The organism is Clostridium sp. TF06-15AC, from assembly GCF_003481165.1.
Classification (GTDB): domain Bacteria; phylum Bacillota; class Clostridia; order Lachnospirales; family Lachnospiraceae; genus Otoolea; species Otoolea fessa.
On the sequence record NZ_QUKS01000008.1, the window covers coordinates 79,993 to 98,773 of the forward strand.

An 18,781-nucleotide genomic window follows, 5' to 3' on the forward strand; every position below is an offset into this window, starting at 1 on the left:
CTATGAAACATCTGGAAATTGAAAAGGTGATTGGACGGGAGATTGTTGATTCGAGAGGAAATCCAACAGTGGAGGCGGAAGTTTATCTATCAGACGGAAGCATAGGACGCGGCGCGGCACCGAGCGGTGCATCGACAGGTGAATTTGAGGCTCTGGAGCTGCGCGACGGCGACAAGTCGCGTTTTGGCGGAAAGGGCGTACAAAAAGCAGTCCAGAATGTGAATACCGTGATTGCAGAAGTATTAAAGGGCATGGATCCGGCGGACATTTATGCGGTTGATAAAGCGATGATCGAGGCGGACGGAACCAAGGATAAATCCAAGCTGGGCGCGAATGCGATCCTGGCGGCTTCGATCGCGAGCGCACGGGCGGCAGCCAATGCGTATGGTCTTCCGCTGTACCGTTTTCTCGGCGGCGTATCTGGAAACCGTCTTCCGGTCCCGATGATGAACATTTTAAACGGCGGCGCGCATGCGGCAAATACCGTCGATGTACAGGAATTTATGATTATGCCGGTTGGCGCGGAGAGCTTTTGCGAGGGACTCCGCTGGTGTACCGAGGTGTTCCATGCGCTGGCAGCATTGCTTAAAGAGCGCGGACTGGCAACCTCCGTCGGCGATGAGGGCGGTTTTGCACCGGATCTGGGAAGTGACGAAGAAGCAATCCAGTGCATCTTAGAGGCAGTGGAGAGAGCCGGATATAAGCCGGGCGAGGACTTTGTCCTGGCGATGGATGCGGCATCTAGTGAGTGGAAGAGCGGCAGGAAGGGCGAATATCTGCTTCCGAAGAGTGGCAAACACTTCACCTCCGAGGAGCTGATCGCACACTGGAAACAGCTCTGCGGGAAATACCCGATCGCCTCGATCGAGGATGGTCTGGATGAGGAGGATTGGGAAGGCTGGCAGAAGATGACTGCAGAACTCGGCGGGCAGGTGCAGCTGGTCGGCGACGATCTGTTTGTAACAAACACCGAGCGCCTGGAAAAAGGTATCCGTCTCGGCTGCGGCAATTCGATCCTGATTAAGCTGAACCAGATTGGCTCCGTCTCCGAGACACTGGAGGCAATCAAGATGGCACATAAGGCAGGTTACACGGCGATTGTATCCCACCGTTCCGGCGAGACCGAGGATACGACGATCGCAGATCTGGCGGTTGCGTTAAATACCTGCCAGATAAAGACGGGCGCACCGAGCCGGAGTGAGCGCGTGGCAAAATACAACCAGCTTCTGCGGATTGAGGAAGAGCTGGGAACCGGCGCACAGTATCCGGGGAAGGCGGCATTTAATAAAAAATAAGTTGTCTTTTTTACGGGATATCGTACAGACAAGCAATCTGTTACATTGCATAAAATGTGTGAGTTGTTCCGAAAACTAATGCATTTCTTCGGAAACAGACAAAAATCATCTGGGGAAATGCTGGATGGCGTCGAGGCAAAGGAAAACAGAATACAACTTTGAAAGGGAATGCGTTTTACCGTACAACTGGAACGGAGAGAAACGTATTCCTTTTTGTTTTGCATTAGACCGAAAAAGGAATATTGCTAAAAGTTTGACAATATTTTAAAAAATATTCGTTTTTTTACGAAATTTATTGACAAAACAGCGGGAGTAATTGTAAAATAACTGTAAAGCAAATATGAAAAAAGAATTTATTTTTTTTAAACGAATGGAAAAACGTTTTACCAAAGGAATGGTCCGGCGGATAACGTATTTCACATAAAAAAGGAGGATGAAAGAATGAGAAAAAGAACATTAAGCATTGTACTTGCAGCAGCAATGTGCGCCAGCTTAACAGCCTGCGGCGGTGGCGGAAGCACTGCTGAGACAACGGCAGCTGACAGCAGCAATACCGAGACGAAGGCAGCCGACGCTTCAGAGAAATCTGACAAACCGCTCCGTGTATGTGTTGTTTACACTGGAAACTTAGGTGATAAGAGCTACAATGACTCCTGCAACATGGGTGCACAGAAAGCAGTTGAGGATTTCGGCATTGAGCTTAAGAGTCTTGAGGGTACCACTGCTGAGGAGTGGAAAGCAAACCTGCTTCAGGCTTGTGATGATGGCTACGATTTAATTATCGGTGCTTCTTCCAACATCGCAGATTACATCACTGAGAATGCTTCCAGTTATCCGGATACCAAGTTCGCAGTTATCGATACAACCGTAGATCTGCCGAACGTTGAGTCTATCAGCTTTGCTCAGAATGAGGGTTCTTTCCTGGCAGGTGCAGCAGCAGCTATGTTTACCACCAAGACTGATATCCCGAATGTCAATGAAGATCATATCATCGGCTGGGTAGGCGGTATGGATATTCCGGTACTTCATGACTTCTATACAGGCTATGAGCAGGGTGCGAAGTACATCGATCCGGATATCAAGATTCTTCAGGCTTTTGCAGGAAGCTGGACGGATCCGTTAAAGGGCAAAGAGCTGACTTTAGCACAGTATGAGCAGGGCGCTGATATTGTCATGAACGTAGCATCCGGTACCGGTGTTGGTATTCTGGAAGGTGCAAAAGAAGCTGACAAATACGCAATCGGCGTTGACTTAAACCAGGATTCCGATCAGCCTGGACATATTCTTACTTCTATGGTTAAGAGAGTTGATAATGCCTGCTACCTGGTTATCCAGTCTGCAGTAGATGGAACCTTTGAGGGCGGCACAACTAAATATCTGGCACTGAAGGACGGCGGCGTCAGCCTGACTGATTTCTCTGTTATCAAAGAATCTCTGGGCGACAAATTCCCGCAGGATATCGTTGATAAGTGTGATGAGCTTGCCGAGAAGATCAAATCCGGCGAGATCGTAGTAGAAAACTATGAAGGATTTGGCCCAGAGGCATAATTGATAAAGACAAGGCCGGGAGCGAGTGAAACCTGGCGGCGAAGGGGGATCTGGATTCTTTCAGGTTCCCCTTCATTTTCAACAAAAATGTTTTTCTTGGAAAGAGCCGTCAGGCATTTCCGGACGAGAGGGTGATCGAATGAACGAATACGTAGTGGAGATGAAAGGAATTGTCAAAAATTTCGGACAGGTTCAGGCGGTAAAGCATGGCGAATTTACTCTGAAAAAAGGCGAGATCCATTCACTGATTGGTGAAAATGGAGCTGGTAAATCCACCATGATGAAGCTTCTGTACGGCATGTATCCCATTGACGAGGGCGAGATTATCGTCAAGGGGGAACCGATGGGAACCATCACACCGAAGATTGCAATTGAGCACGGTGTCGGCATGGTCCATCAGGAATTTATGCTGGTAAATGAGCTGACGGTTCTGGAGAATATTATTCTGGGATTTGAACCGAAAAAGGGATTGACAATTGACTTTGACAAGGCAAGAAAAGAAGTTAAAAAATATATTGAACAGTATCATATGGACGTGCAGCTGGATAAGAAGGTAAGCCAGATATCCGTTGGTGAGGCGCAGCGTGTCGAGATTATCAAGACATTGATGCGAGGTGCTGATATCATCATTCTGGATGAGCCTACAGCGGTTCTGACTCCTCAGGAGGCGGAACGTCTGTTTGAAATCCTGAACAATCTGAAACAGGATGGAAAATCCCTTGTCTTTATTTCTCATAAGTTGAATGAAGTTATGGCAATATCAGACCGCATCTCTGTGATGCGTCAGGGACAATATATGGGCACTGTTAATAAAGAGGAAACTTCTCCGCTGGATCTGACCAAACGAATGATCGGACGTGAAGTATTCTTAAACATTGATAAGGCTTATTCTGAGGCGGGAGATACGATTCTGGAGGTTCAGGATGTGTGGATTCCCAGCCAGAAGGAGACATCGAAGATCCGGGGCATGTCCCTGCATGTCAAGGCCGGTGAGATTGTCGGCGTGGCAGGTATCGATGGAAATGGACAGAGTGAGCTGGTTGAGGCGATCACCGGACTCCGCAAGGTAGAGAAGGGCAAGATCCTTCTTTGCGGCAAGGATATTACGAATCAGAGTCCGAGAAAAGTGAGAGAGAGCGGTCTTTCCCATATTCCGGAGGATCGAAATACAAGAGGTCTGAACCGTGCCATGACCATCGAGGAAAATCTGATCGCAGTCCGTCTGGATCAGCCTCCATTTACCAAGGGCATCATGATGAATAAATCAGGACAGGATACCTATGCAAAAGAAATGGTAGAACAGTTTGATATCCGTCCGGCGGATTATAATCTTCCTACCTCTTCCTTATCCGGTGGCAATGCACAGAAGGTCGTAGTAGCCCGGGAGGTATCTCTTGGCAATAAGCTTCTGGTAGCATCCCAGCCTACCAGAGGTGTAGATATCGGTGCCATCGAGCTGATTCGTAATACACTGGAAAAGGCGAAAAAGGCAGGCGCCGGTGTCCTGCTGGTATCGGCAGAGCTGGAGGAGATTATCTCTCTTTCGGATCGCATCGTTGTTATCCATGAGGGCAAGATCACCGGCGAGATGCGTGCGGATGAGGCGAATGAGAACAATCTGGGTCTGCTTATGATGGGCGGTACAGACACAGGGAAGGACGGTGAAGCAGCAGTATGAATCAAACAATAAATGGTATTCGAAGGATTCTTATTACGATACTCGTTGCGATGGGTGTCGGTGCGCTGTTTATCGTAGCGATCGGGGAGAATCCGATTGATGCATATGCGGCGCTGTTCCGAGGTGCTTTTGACGGAAAGCTTCGTCTTGGTACAACCTTGGCAGGATTTACTCCGCTGCTGCTGACATCCATTGCTTTTGCAGTTGCAGCGAAAGCAGGCGCATTTAATGTAGGTGTTGAGGGCGAGGTTTTCTTGGGCGGTATCACAGCTGCTTATATCGGCATCAACTGGACCTTCCTTCCGAAGCCGGCTCTGTATGTGGCCTGCTTCGTAGGTGCTATGGTGGTAGCAGCTGCCTGGGCCTTTATTCCGGCGGTTTTGCGTGCCTATTATAATGTAAATGAAGTATGTACCACCATTTTGATGAACACAGTAGCCCTTTATATCACATCTTATCTGGTCAGCGGACCTATGAGTGCCGGTACTGCTAATGCTCAGTCCCTGCCGGTTACGGTAAGACTGTATCAGTTTATGAAACCCAGCAGTGTCAACGTTGGTATTTTCATCGCAGCCATCACCGTGATTGTGATTATTTTTATGCTTCAGAAAAGCAGCTGGGGCTACAAGATCCGTACCGTCGGCCTGAATCCGACCCATGCGGATTATGTGGGAATTGATTCCAAAAAGGTATTTGTCGGTGCTATGATGCTTTCCGGTATGTTAGGCGGCATGGCAGGCTGCATCGAGGTTCTGGGTGTTCACGGATATTTCCTGAACAACTTCGCAACTGGACTTGGAAGCAATGGTATGCTGGCAGCTCTGATTGTAAAGAACAACATGGTTTCAACTCCATTTATGGCATTTTTCCTGGCAGTTTTAAAATCAGGTGCTATGGGAATGCAGCAGTCAACCGGTGTACCAAAATCGCTGGTTGATACCATTACAGCAGTTTTCATTATCATAGCGACCATGGAGACTGCATTCCAGTTTACAAAGAAACGTAAAAAGAAAACGGAGGAGAAGAAGGAGGATAAGGCATGAATGCGATAATGCAGAATTTTGATAAAATCTTTAATGCGTCGCTGATTTATGCAACGTTTCGTTCAGCGACTCCGATCATCTTTGCCGCTCTTTGTGCGGCAATCACCCAGCAGGCCAATATCTTAAATATCGGTACTGAGGGTATCATGCTGGTGGGTGCTTTTACAGCAGTAGCGGTCAGCTACTTTACCGGAAACTGGCTGTTAGGTATCATCGCGGCGATGATCGCGGGCGCTGTGATTGCGATGATCATGGCGGTCGGTCACATCCGTTATAACTCTGAGATCTGTGCAATCGGTATGGGTATCAACATGCTGGCGCTGGCGCTCACAAAATTCATGGTAAATGCGATCTTCCACAGCACCGGCAGCTTTTCCAGCCCGGACATCAAAGCAATTCCGCGTGTGTCGCTCGGATTTTTAGACAATCTGCCGGTGGTTGGCGACCTGTTTAACAACTGGTGTGTGACCGAGTGGTTTGCCATCGTTTTGATTATTCTGCTTCAGTTCTTCTTTTATAAGACTGTATGGGGACTGCGTCTGCGTGCGGTGGGTCAGTTTCCGGAAGCAGCCAAGACGGCAGGTATCAAGGTAAATGCAGTCAAATATCAGGCAATGCTGCTTTCTGGTCTCATCGGTGGTCTGGCAGGTGCACATCTTTCCCTGGGATACAGTACCCAGTTTATCGAGAACATGACCAATAACCGTGGTTTCATGGGCGTTGCAGCCATGTATTTCGGTGGTGCGAACCCGGTTCTGACCACACTGGGCTGTCTGCTCTTTGGATTTTCAGATTCCGTCGGTGCCCGCCTCCAGGCATATGGCATTCCATCCCAGTTCGTTCTGATGATGCCGTATATCGTGACCATCGCGGTACTGGCAATTTCCATGATTGCGAAGATTTCAACCAACAAGAAGAGAGAATCTTCCCTGCATGTGGGAAGCTGATGATGAAGAAAGATAAAACACTATAAGGAGGACATAATCAGATGGAAAAGACAAAAATTATTCTTGACTGCGATCCGGGACATGATGACGCGGTCGCGATCACGCTGGCGGCGAACAGTGACAAGATCGATCTGTTAGGTATTACAGTCGTAGCAGGCAACCAGACGCTGGAGAAAACGCAGATTAATGCGAGAAATGTGTGCCAGTGGCTCGGTGTTGATGTGCCAGTGTATGCGGGCTGCGGACAGCCGATGGTGCGTGAAAAAATGATAGCGGGCGATATCCACGGTGAAACAGGGCTGGATGGTCCGGTTTTCCCGCCGCTGACAAAAGAATTAGAGAAAGAGCATGCAGTCGATTTCATCGTTAAAACCCTGATGGAGTCTGACGGCGATATCACGATGGTGACAACCGGTCCGATGACCAATCTGGCGATGGCGATGCGGATGGAACCGGCGATTATTCCGAAGATCAAACAGATCGTCCTGATGGGAGGCGCGTATACCAATGGTAACGTAACTCCAGCGGCAGAGTTCAATATCATCGCCGATGCGGATGCAGCGTATGTATGCTTTACCAGCGGACGCCCAATCACGATGATGGGTCTGGATGTTACCCGCAAGGTACTGTGCTATCCGGAGATCGTTGACCGGATGGAGAAGATCGGCAATAAGGCATCCAAGCTCTTTGCGGATCTGATGCGCTTCTTCTGCAAGACCCAGAAAGAGGTATTTGGCTGGGAAGGCGGACCTCTGCACGATCCGGTTACGATCGCATGGCTGATTGATCCGAGCGTTGTGACCTTGAAACCGATGCATGTGGACATTGACATCCGCAGCGTCCAGTCCTACGGACGTACTAACTGCGATTTCTTCGGTTACGGCGGACAGGAGCCGACTGCAAACGTAGCGATCGATATCGATGCGGCGAAGTTCTGGGATATCGTTGAGGCAGGGCTGAGAAGATACAGCGAGGCATAGTTTATAATACTTGTGTTCGGAGGCAGATATAGATGAGAGACCTGAAAGAAGTTTTAGAGCAGAACAAAGAGAAATATATCGAAGAACTCAAGAATCTGGTGGGAATTGATACCCATGACTTAGGGCACGGAATCGATGGTGGTCTGGAGAAACAGGGACAGGAGTATATGGTAAACCTGTTTGAATCGATGGGAGCCGACGAGATCACGGTGGATCCGATGGATGAGGCTGTGATTCAGGAAAGCTACAAAAAGCACCAGGAAGGAAACCTGGGGCACAACCAGACCGACCGTGCCAATGTCTATGCGACATTTAAAGGAAAACAGGGCGGAAAAAGCCTGTTATTTAACGGTCATATTGACGTTATGCCGGCGGAGATGGAAGACGGCTGGACGAACCCGCCGTTTGAGCCGGTAATTCGGGATGGCAAGATGTACGGACGCGGCTGCACGGATATGAAGGGCGGTCTGATGGCATCGGTGATGGCGGTAAAGCTTTTGCAGGATGCCGGGTATGAGCTGCCGGGCGATGTGACAATTACCTCCGTGTGTGACGAGGAAGGCGGAGGCAATGGCTCGATCCAGGCGGTAATGCGCGGTCTGAAAGCCGACGGCGTTGTCAACTGCGAGCCGACCGACGATACCCTGATTCTGGCGCATATGGGCTGGGTATTCTTTAAGGTTGATTTTGAAGGAAAAGCGTGCCATTCCGGTGCAAAAGCCGAGGGCGTCAGCGCGATCGAGAAGGCGATCAAAGTAATTCAGGGGTTAAATGAGATGGAGCACCGCTGGCTTCTGACGATCCGCCACCGCCTGCTTCCGCCGCCGAGCTTAAATATCGGCGTGATCGAGGGTGGAACCGCCGGTTCTACCGTGCCGGGCGAGTGCAGTTTTTCTACCTGCGTCCACTATGTTCCGACCCTGATGAATCAGGATATGGTTGTAAAGGAATTTACAGAGGTCGTTGAGCGGATCAGCCGTTCCGACGCGTGGATGGAGGCACATCCGCCTAAGATTTCCATTTACCAGACCGGACATGGGTTTGAGATGGAGGAGGATCATCCGCTGGTAGACACCTTTAAGGAGGCGTACAGTGAGGCACTTTCGCGCAGCGTGAAGGTGGAAGGATCCCATTTTGGCTGTGATTCCCGCCTGTGGCGCAACATTGCCGGATGCCCGACGATCCAGTACGGACCGGGCGAGGGCGCACAGTGCCATACCGTGGATGAGTGGCTGAAGCTCGATTCCTATCTGGAAGCGATTCTGGTGTATGCGAAACTGATTCTTTTCTGGGGAGAGAAGAAATAAGGAATTGATAAATATATAAGGAGATAAAAATATGAGCAAGAAAGTTTTACTGGCAGGCGAGTCCTGGATGAGCTATACAACCCATGTTAAGGGATTTGATTCATTTTACACTTCTACCTATGAAACCGGTGAAAAATGGCTGAAAGCAGCCCTTGAGGCAGGTGGTTATGAGGTGACATTCCTTCCAAACCATCTGGCAAATGAAGAATTTCCATTTACAATGGAAGAACTGAAACAGTATGATCTGGTAATTCTGTCCGATATTGGAGCGAACACCCTGCTTCTGCCGGGTGCTACGTTTAACCGCAGTGAGAAAATGCCGAACCGCTGCAATCTGATCCGCGACTATGTCAACGATGGCGGCGCTCTTCTGATGGTCGGCGGCTATCTGACCTTCTCCGGCGTGGATGCAAAGGGCAAATGGCATGACACAGCCGTACAGGAGGTTCTTCCAGTCGAGGTTCTGACGGTCGATGACCGTATGGAACACTGCGAGGGTGTAAAACCGGTAACCGTGGGCGAGCATGAAGCTTTAAAGGGCATTCCGACCGACTGGCCGGAGGTTCTCGGTTACAATAAGGTAATCGCAAAACCGGAGGCAGAGGTTCCGGTTACTGTAGAGGGCGATCCGTTTATCGCGTTTGCTTCTTATGGAAAAGGGCGCAGCGGTGTTGTCACAACCGACTGTGCACCGCACTGGGCACCGCCGGAATTCTGCGAGTGGGAATACTACAATAAATTGTGGCAGAATATCGCAGACTGGCTGATTCAGAAATAAGATAGCAGGAAAAAGGAGAGCGCGTATGGACGGAGCGGTGAAACTTTTAAAAGAGCTTCTGACCATTCGGAGTGTCAATGGACGGGATGACGAGGGAGCAGTGGCAGAATATTTGTGCAAGTATTTCGAACAATCGGGAATTTCTGCACATATACAGCGGATTGACGCGACACACGCCAATGTGCTGGCGGAGCTTGAGGGGGAGTCGGATGGCGCTCCGATCTTCTGGAACGGGCATCTGGACACGGTTCCTTACGGAGATACCGGAGAATGGAAGACTGACCCGGCGGTTCCGGTGGAACGGGACGGTTTTCTCTATGCCCGCGGTGCCAGCGATATGAAGAGTGGGCTTGCCGCGATGGTGTACGCGCTCTGTGAATATAAAAAATCCGGTCGTCCGGTGCCGCGTACGATCCATTTCCTCGGAACCTGTGATGAGGAAAAGGGCGGCATCGGCGCCAGGGAGATCTTAAAGGAAGTCCCGGAGACGTCGATTGGAACGCTTCTGATAGGAGAACCGACGGGATGCAGGCTGGGCGTGGCGCAGAAAGGCTGCCTGTGGCTGGAGATAGAAGCACACGGAAAGACGAGCCACGGGGCATACCCGCAGGAGGGCTGCAATGCCGTGGAACAGGCGATGGCGCTGACCGGTGAGATTGAAACATATGTGAAAAGCTTCACACACCCGGTTCTCGGCGCATCGACCGCGCAGGTAACGCAGATTTCCGGCGGCGTGGCGCCAAATATGACGCCGGACACCTGCCGGATTCTCATGGATATCCGTATGACACCGGGACTGACAAGCCAGATGGTAGTCGGTCAGGCGGAGGCGTTTGCGGCGGCGCGTTCCGTTACATCAGAAGAAAAATTCCGCGTCAGCTGCCGGATTGTCAATGACCGGCGGGCGATCGAGATTGGAGAATCACATCCGCTTGTGAAACAGCTCTCGAAGGAACTGGAGAAAAAAGGGCTTCCGGTGGAGACGACTGGGATTAATTTCTTTACAGATGCTTCGATCCTGGTGGAACACAAGCTGGATGCAGCCGTTCTCTTATTTGGTCCGGGCGAGGCAGGCATGGCGCATAAGCCAAATGAGCGGGTCGAGATAGAAAAATATCAGAAATCCATTCAGGTTCTCATGGATCTGATCGCATCGGAGGTGGATGAGTGAGGGCAACCATCAAGGATATTGCCGCTGCGACTGGTTTTTCCGTGACGACAATCTCACTGGTTCTCAATGGAAAAGGATATAAGATCTCGGATGAGACAAAGAATCAGATCCTAGCGAAGGCGCGGGAACTGAATTATCGTCCGAACCAGCTCGCGGTCAGTCTGGTAAAGCGGCAGAGCAAGACCATAGGATTTATCGTCCCGGATATTTCCAATGTATATTTTGCCAATATGGCGCGTGCGATCGATGAGGCGTGCCGCGAAAATGGCTGGAGTGTGATTCTCTGCAACACGAATGATAATTATGACCGGGATCGCGAGTATATCGATCTTCTGGCGGATAAAGGCGCGGACGGCATTGTGTTTATCATGGCTAAAGATAATACGCGGGAGATGGCGGCGGAGGAGATCGATTATCTGGAATCGATCCACATACCCTATGTGGTAGTTGACCGGATCCCGGAGCTTCGGAACTGTCCGGCGGTCGGTACCGACCATGAGATCGGCGGTTATCTGGCGGCGCGCCATCTGTTAAGCCTTGGACACCGGCGGATTGCCTGCGTTGTGGGACCGCATGCGACCCAGATGGATTCGGAGGCCCGTTACCATGGCTACTGCCGGGCGATGGAGGAGGCGGGAATTCCAGTGGATGAACGTCTCGTCTGTGCCGGCGAGTATACGCAGGAGGGCGGCGCGGCGGCGGTCGAAAAGCTCATTTCACAGGATTTTACGGCGATTTTCGCCTGCAACGACGCTTCGGCGTATGGCGTATGCAGAAAACTCAAGGAATATAGAAAGAAAGTACCGGAAGATGTTTCGGTTGTCGGATACGATGACGTTTTCTATGCACGGATGCTGGAGGTGCCGCTGACAACGGTACGCCAGCAGGTACGGGAGATGGGAAGAGAGGCGGTACGGCTGCTTCTGAAACAGATACGGGAACATAAAAGACCGGAGAGCAAGGTAATCTTTGCGCCGGAACTGGTGGTGCGGGAGAGCACGGCGAGAATACAGCCGTCCCGGTAACCGGAGAGAGAGGGGAGCAGAGTGAAGGTATTGAATTTTGGTTCACTGAATATTGATTATACGTATCAGGTGGATCATTTTGTAAGAGCGGGAGAGACGATGTCCTCCGAGTCACTGCAGGTATTCAGCGGCGGCAAAGGGCTGAATCAGTCGATCGCGCTGAGCAAGGCGGGCGCAGACGTATGGCACGCCGGAGCTGTCGGAGCCGGGGATGGAGATTTCCTCATCGAGCAGATGAAGAAGGCGGGCGTCCACACGGAGCTGATCGAGCATCTCGACGGGCAGACAGGACACGCGATCATTCAGAAAGATCCGGCAGGGCAGAACTGCATTCTGCTGTATGGCGGTGCCAACCAGCGGATCACGAGGGAAATGGTGGATCGCGTCCTGACACAGTTTGAGGCGGACGATTTCCTGATTTTACAGAATGAGATCAGCGAGATCGGCTATATCATGGAGAAAGCCCATGAAAAAGGCATGAAGATCGTTCTGAATCCGTCCCCGATGAATGCGAAGATCCTGTCCTATCCGCTGGAATATGTGGATTACTTCTTATTAAATGAGGTGGAGGCGTCGGATATCTGCGGCATTGAGGCAACCAAAGATCCGCAGACGCTGATGAACGGACTGGTAAAACAGTTCCCGGAGGCGAAGATTGTCCTGACACTCGGCGGCGATGGTTCCGTGTACCGCGATGGCGACACAGTCCTTCGTCAGGGAATCTATAAAGTGCCGGTTGTGGACACGACAGCGGCAGGCGATACATTTACCGGTTATTTTATTGGCGGCTTACAGCTCGGTGAAGACCCGAAGACGGCGCTGGAACATGCGGCAAAAGCGGCAGCGATCGCCGTTTCCCGCCCAGGAGCAGCTCCGTCGGTGCCGAACCGGGAGGAAGTCGAGACGTTTGAAGGATAAAAAGCACCTGAAAACTTGTCTTTTAAAACAGAATATAGTAAAATACCATTTGGTGGCGTTTCCGAAATTCGGGCTGGTACCGGGATTTGCGGAGGCGCCTCTTTTTGCGCCCGTCTGACTCTTGTCAGTGTGGGCCTGTAGAAATAAAAAAGGAGAAGGTAAGTAGAAATGGGAAGAGAACGTTTTTCCTCTCGGCTGGGATTTATCCTGATTTCCGCGGGCTGTGCGATCGGTCTGGGAAATGTGTGGAGATTCCCGTACATTGTCGGTCAGTATGGCGGCGCGGCGTTTGTACTGATTTATGCGGCATTTCTGGTGCTTTTAGGTCTTCCGATCATCGTTATGGAATACTCGGTCGGCAGAGCGAGCCAGAAGAGTGCGGCGCTTTCATTTGATGTGCTGGAGCCAAAGGGTACTAAGTGGCATTTTGAAAAATGGTTCGCGATGGCGGGCAACTATGTCCTGATGATGTTTTATACGACGGTAGCCGGATGGCTTCTGCTGTATGTGTTCAAGATGGCGAAAGGCGATTTCGTGGGTCTGGATGCGGACGGTGTAGCAGGGGAGTTTGGCTCTGTACTGGCAAATCCGGGACTGATGACGGTATTTATGCTGCTCTGTGTCGTATTCTGTTTTTCCATCTGTGCGATGGGACTCCAGAACGGCGTTGAGAAGATCACAAAGATGATGATGGTCTGCCTATTATTCCTGATGGTTGTGCTGGCAATCAATTCGGTGCGGATGGAAGGCGGACGTCCGGGACTTGAATTTTACTTAAAGCCGGATTTTGGCAAGATTCAGGAGGTTGGTGTCGGCAAGGTCGTATTTGCGGCGCTGGGACAGTCGTTCTTCACGTTGAGTATCGGTATCGGTGCGATGGCGATTTTTGGAAGTTATATCGATAAAGAGCGCAGCCTGACCGGCGAGGCGATCAATGTACTGGTCCTTGACACGCTGGTAGCGTTTATGGCAGGACTTATCATTTTTCCGGCATGTGCGGCTTACGGCATCGAGGCAGGACAGGGACCAAGCCTGATCTTCATCACGCTGCCGAATGTATTTAACCACATGGCAGGCGGACGTTTCTGGGGCACGCTGTTCTTTGTCTTTATGACCTTTGCGGCGGCATCAACGGTCACAGCGGTATTCCAGAATATCGTATCCTTTGCAACGGATCTGACTGGCTGTTCGATCAAAAAGGCAGTCTGCGTCAATCTGGTGGTGATTACGGTCCTGTCGCTTCCGTGCGTGCTGGGTTTCAATCTCTGGAGTGGTTTCATGCCGTTCGGAGAGGGCAGCAACGTGTTGGATCTCGAGGATTTCATCGTCAGCAACAACCTGCTTCCACTCGGAAGTCTCGTTTACCTGATGTTCTGTACCAGCCGGTATGGATGGGGATTTGAAAATTTCCTCAAGGAGGCAAATGAGGGAAAAGGCGTGAAGTTCCCGCGCCAGGTGCGAGCGTATGTGACATATGTCATTCCACTGATTGTGCTGTTTATTTTTGTGCAGGGGTACTGGAGTAAGTTTTTCCAGTAGACTGTGCAGCTCTTTAGGTAACGAGAAAAAAGGAAAGTCCGGCAGAGGCAAACTCCGCCGGACTTTCCTTTTTTCGCCAAGGCTATTGACATAGTATTTAAGGGAAAGTTTTACGGGATTTTTACACAGTTTTGTTAATTCTGTATAAACAAAAGCTATATTATAACCATTTGTATTAATTTTTATACAGAGTGAAGGGGGCAGAAGATTCATTTTTCAATTGTGAATTTTTTTTACCTGTGTTATACTATACGCGGTAGATTCTAGCTCCTACGCCCGATAATATTTTCACAATTTCGGCAGAAAAGGCATCTGACGGGAGGTGAATGGGTGGAGGATGAAGGAAAATTTAGTAAGAGAAAGAGGGTTTAATTGATGGGTTTGGCTACATTTATAGGCGGCATTCATCCATATGAGGGTAAAGAACTGTCTGAGGATAAGCCGATCAAGGTTCTCGAACCGTTACAGGGCGAGATCATGGTTTATCCGCTGTCCCAGCACATTGGCGCACCTGCGAAACCACTGGTAGCGAAGGGCGATCACGTGCTGAAAGGCCAGATCATTGCAGAGGCAGGCGGATTTATTTCCGCAAACGTACTCAGTTCTGTTTCCGGTACGGTAAAGGGAATCGAGTCCAAGCTGGTTGCCAATGGTGCAATGGTTCAGTCAATCCTGGTGGAGAATGACGGTGAGGAAGAGGCGATTGAGGGCTTCGGAACAGACAGAGATGCAACAAAGCTGTCGAAAGAAGAGATCCGTAAGATCGTTAAGGATGCCGGTATCGTCGGCCTGGGCGGCGCTGGTTTCCCGACACATGTAAAGCTTACTCCGAAAGATGAGAACGCAATTGATTACGTTATCGTCAACGGTGCAGAGTGCGAGCCGTACTTAACCAGTGACTATCGTACCATGATGGAGCGTCCGGAGCAGATTATCGGCGGCCTGAAGGTTATGCTTCAGCTGTTTGACAATGCGAAGGGTGTTATCGGTATCGAGAACAACAAGCCGGAGGCTATCAAGAAGCTGACGGAGATGGTAAAGGACGAGCCGAGGATCGAAGTATGTCCGCTGCTTACCAAGTACCCGCAGGGTGGTGAGCGTACACTTATCTATGCAGTGACAGGACGTGAGATCAATTCTTCCATGCTGCCGGCAGATGCAGGCTGTATCGTAGACAATATTGATACCGTTGCTTCTATTTATAATGCAGTATGCAAGACAACTCCGCTGATCCGCAAGATCATTACGGTAACCGGTGATGCCATTGCAGAGCCGCAGAACTTTGAGGTACGTCTTGGTACCAACTATCAGAGACTGGTAGAGGCAGCAGGCGGCTTTAAACAGGAACCGGAGAAGATGATTTCCGGTGGCCCTATGATGGGACAGGCTCTTTTCAGCCTTGACTTCCCGGTAGCGAAGACTTCATCTGCTCTGACCACCTTTACCAAGGACCAGGTAGCAGCGATGGAGCCGTCAGCATGTATCCGCTGCGGACGCTGTGTAGGCGTTTGTCCGGAGCACCTTGTACCTCCGCTGATGATGAAAGCATCTACGGCTCACGATCTTGAGAAATTCCAGAGCTTAAACGGCATGGAATGCGTTGAGTGCGGATGCTGTGCATATGCTTGTCCGGCAAGACGGCCGCTGACCCAGGCATTCAAAGAGATGCGTAAGGCAGTAGCAGCCAGCCGCAGAAAGTAGGAGGTGGGAAGAAATGGAAAAATTATTAAAAGTATCGTCATCACCTCACGTTCGTGACGGAGTTACGACACAGCGCCTGATGTTTGACGTTGTGATCGCCATGATTCCTGCCAGTGTTTATGGTGTATGGCAGTTCGGCATGAATGCACTTCTGGTTCTGATCGCTACCGTGATCGCCAGTGTGGCAGCCGAGTATCTTTATGAGAAATTAATGCACAAGCCGATTACGATTTCGGACGGCAGTGCAGTTGTTACCGGCATGATTCTTGCACTGAATATGCCGCCGGAAATCCCGGTTTGGATCCCGGTTCTTGGTGCATTCTTTGCAATCATCGTTGTAAAACAGCTTTACGGTGGTCTGGGACAGAACTTCATGAACCCGGCACTGGCAGCCAGATGTTTCCTTCTGACTTCCTTCGCTCTGTTTATGAATAACTTCTCATCCGCAAAGCTTGGATTTGACAGTCTGACAGGTGCAACTCCGCTGGCACAGTTAAGAGCCGGTGAGACAGTGGATCTGGCATCCCTGGTAATCGGACGTATCCCGGGAACTATCGGTGAGGTATCTGTAATTGCCCTGCTGATTGGTGCTATTTACATGGTAGTCCGCAAAGTTATCAGCCCGGTTATCCCGCTGATTTACATTGGAACCGTATTTGTATTTACATTCCTGTTTGGTGGATTCAACCTGACCTATTCTCTCAGTGAGATCTGTGCAGGTGGTCTTATCTTCGGTGCATTCTTTATGGCAACCGATTATGTAACGAGTCCTCTGACTCCGAAGGGACAGATCGTATACGGACTGATCCTCGGAATCGTAACCGGAATCTTCCGTCTCTGGGGTGCTTCTCCGGAGGGCGTTTCCTATGCGATCATCTTCAGCAACCTGCTGGTACCGCTGATTGAGCGCTATACGCTTCCGACAGCATTTGGAAAAGGAGGTCAGAAGAAATAATGAACCAGATTATCAAAAATACAATCATCCTTTTCGTTATTACTCTGGTAGCTGGTATCTGTCTGGGAACAGTACATGATATTACGCTGGATCCGATTGCACAGGCACAGGAGGCAGCAGCTACTAAAACTTATCAGGAAGTTTACCCGGATGCGGCAAGCTTTGATGAACCGCAGGAGCTGGCTGACGCAGTAACTGCTGCAGCGGACAGCATCTCTGAGTGGGGATTTGGAAAAGTTACCATCAATGATGCAAAAGAAGCGCTGGATGCAAGCGGCAACCAGATCGGTTACCTGATTACCTCTACCTCCGCAGAGAGCTACGGCGGCAACGTGCAGATCGCAGTTGGTATCAGCAACGAGGGCGAGCTGACCGGTATCGGTTTCTTAAGCATCAGCGATACGCCAGGTCTTGGTATGAGAGCCAAAGAACCGGATTTCAAGGATCAGTTTATCGGCAAGAAAGCTGAGAACCTGGAAGTTACTAAGACAGGCGCGTCTGCAGACAATCAGATCCAGGCCATCAGTGGTGCAACGATCACTTCCAAAGCAGTTACCAACGCAACAGATGCAGCTATCTATTTCGTGGCTAACTGCCTGGCACAGTAGGAGGTGGAAAGATTATGAATAAATATGTAGAGCGCTTATATAACGGTATCTGGAAAGAAAACCCGATTTTCGTTCAGATGCTGGGTCTGTGTCCGACCCTGGCGGTAACCACTTCCGCCATCAACGGTGTCGGCATGGGACTTTCGACAACCGCCGTACTGATTGCGGCGAACTTTCTGATTGCATTGCTTCGTAAGATCATTCCGGACGGCGTGCGTCTTCCGGCAGAGATCGTAGTAGTAGCATCCTTCGTAACTATTATCGATATGCTGATGGAAGGTTTTGTTCCGGGCTTATATGCTTCCCTGGGACTTTATATTCCGCTGATCGTAGTTAACTGTATCATCCTTGGCCGTGCCGAGGCATATGCTATGAAGAACGGTCCGGTTCTTTCTGCATTTGACGGTATCGGTATGGGACTTGGATTTACAGTTGCTCTGGCACTCATCGGTTCCTTCCGTGAGCTTCTGGGTGCAGGCACCATTTTTGGTAAACAGATTATGCCGGCAGCTTTCCAGCCAATTTCTATCTTCATCCTTGCACCGGGTGCATTCTTTGTTCTGGCTGCCCTGACTGCTCTTCAGAACCGTCTGAAGATGCCGTGTGCAACCAACGGTTCTGTTAAACAGAAGAAGAAAGGCGGATGTAACGGTGATTGCTTAAGCTGTGCCGGACATACTGCAGAATGTGATAAGGAACAGGAGGAGAAGTGATGAAAGAATTACTTATTATTGCCATAAGCTCGGCGCTGGTCAGCAACGTCGTACTGAGCCAGTTCCTCGGTATCTGCTCCTTCGTCGGTGTATCTAAAAAAGTTGAAACAGCAGCAGGTATGGGCGGTGCGGTTATCTTCGTTATCACCATCGCTTCCATCGTTGCAAGCTTGATTTACCAGTTTGTTCTTCAGCCCCTTGGTATCGATTACCTGAAAACCATCGTTTTCATTCTCGTTATCGCAGCGCTGGTTCAGATTGTAGAGATGTTCTTAAAGAAGTGCATGGTTTCCCTGTATAATGCGCTGGGCGTGTTCCTTCCGCTGATCACAACAAACTGTGCCGTTCTTGGTGTTGCTATTACAAACGTTCAGAATGGTTACGGATTTGCACAGAGCGTGGTAAATGGTGTTGGTACAGCCGTTGGTTATACGATCTCCATCATTCTTTTAGCAGGTATTCGTGAGCACATTGAAGGAAATGATATCCCGTATAACTTCCAGGGATCTCCTATCGTACTGGTAACAGCAGGCCTGATGGCAATTGCATTTCTCGGATTTTCCGGATTACTGTAG

Annotated in this window: 17 protein-coding genes; all 17 read left to right on the top strand. The window is 50.1% G+C overall.

All coding sequences use genetic code 11. The features are described 5' to 3' along the window. Positions 1 to 2 precede the first annotated feature (2 nt). The 17 genes from eno to DXC57_RS14090 all read left to right on the top strand — a co-directional run bounded on the left by eno (position 3) and on the right by DXC57_RS14090 (position 18,781). The gene (gene eno, locus DXC57_RS14010) at positions 3 to 1,295 is read left to right on the top strand and encodes a phosphopyruvate hydratase (RefSeq protein ID WP_118472466.1); all 1,293 of its coding nucleotides are present in this window, start codon (positions 3 to 5) and stop codon (positions 1,293 to 1,295) included. Between the two features lie 441 nt (positions 1,296 to 1,736). Then, positions 1,737 to 2,843 carry a BMP family ABC transporter substrate-binding protein gene (locus tag DXC57_RS14015; protein ID WP_022359763.1) on the top strand — a complete coding sequence of 369 codons (1,107 nt, stop codon included), beginning with the start codon at positions 1,737 to 1,739 and terminating at the stop codon, positions 2,841 to 2,843. 139 nt (positions 2,844 to 2,982) lie between these two features. Then, positions 2,983 to 4,521 carry an ABC transporter ATP-binding protein gene (locus tag DXC57_RS14020; RefSeq protein ID WP_022359764.1) on the top strand — a complete coding sequence of 513 codons (1,539 nt, stop codon included), beginning with the start codon at positions 2,983 to 2,985 and terminating at the stop codon, positions 4,519 to 4,521. After that, complete coding sequence (locus DXC57_RS14025) at positions 4,518 to 5,564, top strand: ABC transporter permease (RefSeq protein WP_118472467.1); 1,047 nt, start codon at positions 4,518 to 4,520, stop codon at positions 5,562 to 5,564. The genes DXC57_RS14020 and DXC57_RS14025 overlap by 4 nt, the downstream gene beginning before the upstream one ends. Then, a complete protein-coding gene (locus DXC57_RS14030) occupies positions 5,561 to 6,511 on the top strand; it encodes an ABC transporter permease (RefSeq protein ID WP_243017803.1) in 951 nt (316 codons plus the stop codon). The genes DXC57_RS14025 and DXC57_RS14030 overlap by 4 nt, the downstream gene beginning before the upstream one ends. A gap of 41 nt (positions 6,512 to 6,552) precedes the next feature. Further along, a complete protein-coding gene (locus DXC57_RS14035) occupies positions 6,553 to 7,491 on the top strand; it encodes a nucleoside hydrolase (RefSeq protein WP_107001566.1) in 939 nt (312 codons plus the stop codon). Positions 7,492 to 7,523: 32 nt separating this feature from the next. Then, complete coding sequence (locus tag DXC57_RS14040) at positions 7,524 to 8,798, top strand: ArgE/DapE family deacylase (RefSeq protein ID WP_118653192.1); 1,275 nt, start codon at positions 7,524 to 7,526, stop codon at positions 8,796 to 8,798. Positions 8,799 to 8,829: 31 nt separating this feature from the next. Then, positions 8,830 to 9,576, top strand: a complete 747-nt coding sequence (locus DXC57_RS14045) for a glutamine amidotransferase (protein ID WP_118472469.1) — start codon at positions 8,830 to 8,832, stop codon at positions 9,574 to 9,576. A gap of 25 nt (positions 9,577 to 9,601) precedes the next feature. Continuing rightward, positions 9,602 to 10,747 (top strand): M20 family metallopeptidase, encoded by a 1,146-nt coding sequence (locus DXC57_RS14050; RefSeq protein ID WP_118538508.1) that lies wholly within the window; start codon positions 9,602 to 9,604, stop codon positions 10,745 to 10,747. Further along, positions 10,744 to 11,772, top strand: a complete 1,029-nt coding sequence (locus DXC57_RS14055) for a LacI family DNA-binding transcriptional regulator (RefSeq protein WP_118522416.1) — start codon at positions 10,744 to 10,746, stop codon at positions 11,770 to 11,772. The genes DXC57_RS14050 and DXC57_RS14055 overlap by 4 nt, the downstream gene beginning before the upstream one ends. 21 nt (positions 11,773 to 11,793) lie before the next feature. Continuing rightward, a complete protein-coding gene (locus tag DXC57_RS14060) occupies positions 11,794 to 12,690 on the top strand; it encodes a ribokinase (RefSeq protein WP_118570242.1) in 897 nt (298 codons plus the stop codon). A 168-nt stretch (positions 12,691 to 12,858) separates the two neighbouring features. Continuing rightward, positions 12,859 to 14,229 (top strand): sodium-dependent transporter, encoded by a 1,371-nt coding sequence (locus DXC57_RS14065; protein ID WP_118570243.1) that lies wholly within the window; start codon positions 12,859 to 12,861, stop codon positions 14,227 to 14,229. Positions 14,230 to 14,604: 375 nt separating this feature from the next. Further along, complete coding sequence (gene rsxC, locus DXC57_RS14070) at positions 14,605 to 15,930, top strand: electron transport complex subunit RsxC (RefSeq protein WP_107001559.1); 1,326 nt, start codon at positions 14,605 to 14,607, stop codon at positions 15,928 to 15,930. Between the two features lie 13 nt (positions 15,931 to 15,943). Continuing rightward, entirely contained in the window at positions 15,944 to 16,885 is a 942-nt protein-coding gene (locus DXC57_RS14075; protein ID WP_107001558.1) for an RnfABCDGE type electron transport complex subunit D, read from the top strand. Beyond that, complete coding sequence (locus DXC57_RS14080) at positions 16,885 to 17,493, top strand: RnfABCDGE type electron transport complex subunit G (RefSeq protein WP_118492120.1); 609 nt, start codon at positions 16,885 to 16,887, stop codon at positions 17,491 to 17,493. Before DXC57_RS14075 ends, DXC57_RS14080 begins: the two co-directional genes overlap by 1 nt. A 14-nt stretch (positions 17,494 to 17,507) precedes the next feature. After that, entirely contained in the window at positions 17,508 to 18,206 is a 699-nt protein-coding gene (locus DXC57_RS14085) for an electron transport complex subunit E (RefSeq protein WP_118653194.1), read from the top strand. Continuing rightward, positions 18,206 to 18,781 carry an RnfABCDGE type electron transport complex subunit A gene (locus DXC57_RS14090; RefSeq protein ID WP_118492124.1) on the top strand — a complete coding sequence of 192 codons (576 nt, stop codon included), beginning with the start codon at positions 18,206 to 18,208 and terminating at the stop codon, positions 18,779 to 18,781. The genes DXC57_RS14085 and DXC57_RS14090 overlap by 1 nt, the downstream gene beginning before the upstream one ends.